The sequence below is a fragment of the uncultured Gordonia sp. genome, assembly GCF_937858515.1.
Taxonomy (GTDB): Bacteria; Actinomycetota; Actinomycetes; order Mycobacteriales; family Mycobacteriaceae; genus Gordonia.
The window spans coordinates 1-3002 of record NZ_CALLZT010000201.1 but is presented as its reverse complement, the minus strand read 5'-3'; the positions used below and the strand labels follow the sequence as shown (position 1 = coordinate 3002).

3 protein-coding genes are annotated in these 3002 nt (G+C 66.0%); all 3 read right to left on the bottom strand.

What is annotated here, in order from left to right:
* Positions 1-301: acyl-CoA dehydrogenase family protein (locus Q0627_RS19120; protein WP_298811963.1), on the bottom strand; the 301-nt coding region annotated here is incomplete at its 3' end.
* The gene (locus tag Q0627_RS19115) at positions 298-2292 is read right to left on the bottom strand and encodes a biotin carboxylase N-terminal domain-containing protein (protein WP_291011673.1); all 1995 of its coding nucleotides are present in this window, start codon (positions 2290-2292) and stop codon (positions 298-300) included. The genes Q0627_RS19115 and Q0627_RS19120, both read right to left, overlap by 4 nt.
* An 11-nt stretch (positions 2293-2303) precedes the next feature.
* The coding region (locus Q0627_RS19110; RefSeq protein WP_298811961.1) for a carboxyl transferase domain-containing protein at positions 2304-3002 on the bottom strand (699 nt) is incomplete at its 5' end.

Sequence of the window (3002 nt, the reverse complement as noted above, 5' to 3'; positions counted from 1 at the left end):
AGCGGACGATGATGTTGCCGCAGATGGCCGGTGACACCACCAACATCAGCAGTCCGGTGCCGGCGGCGGCGATCTCCTCCATCACGATCGACAGTTCGTACATGCCGGCCCCGCCGCCACCGTATTCTTCGGGCAGGTTCACCCCGATGAATCCGAGTTTGCCTGCCTCGTCCCATAGTTCGTCGGTCTTGCGGCCCTCTCGGGCGCACGCCCGGAAGTAGTCCTGCCCGTACTTGGTGGCGAGTGCGGCGACGGCGGCACGCAGTTCGCGGTGCTCGTCGGTTTCGGTGAATGCGCTCACGTGGGTTCCCCTTCGGTTGCTTCGGTGATGACGGCGAGCACGTCGCCGACGGAAAGTTGTTGTCCCTGAACCACTGCCAGTGTTTCGACGATGCCGTCGGCGGGTGCGGTGATGGTGTGTTCCATCTTCATCGCCTCCAGCCAGATCAGTGGTTGACCGGCGGCGACCGTGTCCCCTTGTGCCACAGCGACTCTGATCACGGATCCAGGCATCGGCGCCAGCAACGATCCGGGCTTCTGCACCGCGGACGGGTCAGTGAACCGCGGCACGACCCGCAGCGCCACGGCCGTTCCCGGCCCGTCGACATGAACGACATCGTCATACCGCGAGACGGCCAGCGCACGCCGCACCCCGTCGACGTCGAGCCTCACCTCATCGGGTCCGGCCCCGACGACCTGAACGTCGGAATGATCCGGCAGCTCATATCCGCCACGCCCGAGCCGATACCGAAGGACGATCTCGTCCGTATCACCCACGGCCACATACTTCTTCGTCTGATAACCGGAAGCCAGATTCCGCCACCCGCCGGGCAACCCGGCCTGCACTCCTGCCGACGCCCGGTTCGCAGCCGCATCAGCCAGCGCCGCAGCCAGAGCGGCAAGGCGCATCTGCTCCTCACCGGCCGCGGGTTCCACCAGCGCCGCATAGCCGTCGGCCGAGGCATCCAGGAATCCAGTATCGGTGTGGCCGTCGAGAAAGTCCTTGTCCCGCAGGATGTTCACCAGCAGGTCGCGGTTGGTGACCGGCCCGTGCAGCGTCGCGTCCGACAGCGCCCGCGCAAGCATCGCGGCGGCCCTGCGCCGATCGGGAGCCCAGGAGATCACCTTCGCCAGCATCGGATCGTAGAAGGTCGAGATCACCGATCCCGATTCGATTCCGGCGTCCACCCGGATCCCGGGCCGTGCCAGTCCGGCGAACTCGCTGTCGGCGGCGATCGCGACGGAGTGCACCGCACCGGACTGCGGCTGCCAGTCAGCGGCGGGATCTTCGGCGTACAACCGCACTTCGATGGCGTGCCCGGAGCTGACGGGTTCGGCAGCATCCAATGCCTCACCGTCGGCCACTCGCACCTGCCACTCCACGAGGTCGGTGCCGGTGGTCAGTTCGGTGACCGGATGTTCCACCTGCAAGCGGGTATTGGTTTCCAGGAAGTAGAACCGGCCCTGTTCGTCGGCGAGGAACTCGACGGTTCCGGCACCCACATAGTCGATGGCCTTTGCCGCATCGCGTGCGGCGGTGAACAGTCGCTCACGCAGGTCCCCGCCGACCCGCTCGACGAGCGGCGCAGGTGCCTCCTCCACCACCTTCTGATGCCGCCGCTGGATGGAGCATTCGCGTTCACCGACCGCCCACACCCCGCCGTGGGCGTCGGCGAGGATCTGCACCTCGATGTGGTGTCCGCGTTCGATGTACGGTTCGCAGAACACCGTCGGATCTCCGAACGCCGACTGCGCCTCGCGGGCGGCGGCGGCCACCTGCGATTCGAGTTCGGCCAGCTCACGCACGATCCGCATACCCCGGCCACCACCACCGGCCGACGCTTTGATCAGCAGCGGCAGGTCGGCTTCGGTGGCCGACGCCGGGTCGATGGAGCCGAGCACCGGCACCCCTGCCCGGTCCATCAGTTCTTTCGCGTTGACCTTGTCGCCCATTGCCTCGATCGCGGCGGGCGGCGGACCGATCCACACCAGTCCGGCGTCGAGCACGGCTTGCGCGAATCCTGCGTTCTCCGATAGGAATCCGTATCCGGGATGGATGGCGTCGGCACCTGCGGAGCGGGCCGCGGCGATGATCGCGTCCCCTCGTAGGTAAGTCTCGGCCGAGGTTTCTCCCGGCAGCCGCACCGCGACGTCTGCGGCACGCACATGCGGCATACCGGCGTCGGGATCGGAGAACACGGCGACCGTCGACAGTCCCATGCGTTTGCAGGTGGCAAAGACACGGCAGGCGATCTCGCCGCGGTTGGCAACCAATACTGAAGTAATTCCCATGAATTGGTCCCTCACATCCGGAAGACGCCGAAGTTGCTGGTGCCCTTGATCTCTGCCGTGTCGATCGCCGACAGACACAGGCCGAGCACCGTTCTGGTGTCGCGTGGATCGATCACGCCGTCGTCGTACAGCATTCCCGACAGGAATGCGGGTACCGATTCGAGTTCGATCTGCGCCTCGATCATGGCGCGCAGTCCGGCGTCGGCCTGTTCGTCGACCACGCCGCCGCGTGCCTCGGTGGCCGCGCGGGACACGATGGAGATCACGCCCGCCAGTTGCGCGGCGCCCATGACGGCCGATTTGGCGCTGGGCCAGGCGAACAGGAACCGCGGATCGTAGGCCCGCCCGCACATTCCGTAATGTCCGGCGCCGTAGCTGGCGCCCATCAGGACCGAGATGTGCGGCACCGTGGAGTTGGATACCGCGTTGATCATCGCCGAACCGTGTTTGATGATGCCGCCCTGTTCGTACTCCTTGCCCACCATGTAGCCGGTGGTGTTGTGCAGGAACAACAGTGGGGTGTCGCTGCGGTTGGCGAGCTGAATGAACTGGGTGGCCTTCTGTGATTCGGCGCTGAACAGCACACCCTGCGCGTTCGCCAGGATGCCGACGGGATAGCCGTGGATGCGGGCCCAGCCGGTACACAGCGACGACCCGTATTCAGCCTTGAACTCGTCGAAGTCGCTGTCGTCGACGATGCGGGCGATCAC

What these genes read in the sequence shown, in the direction of transcription:
- Q0627_RS19115 (WP_291011673.1), bottom strand. Translation starts at nt 2,292, where the DNA reads ATGGGAATTACTTCAGTATTGGTTGCCAACCGCGGCGAGATCGCCTGC.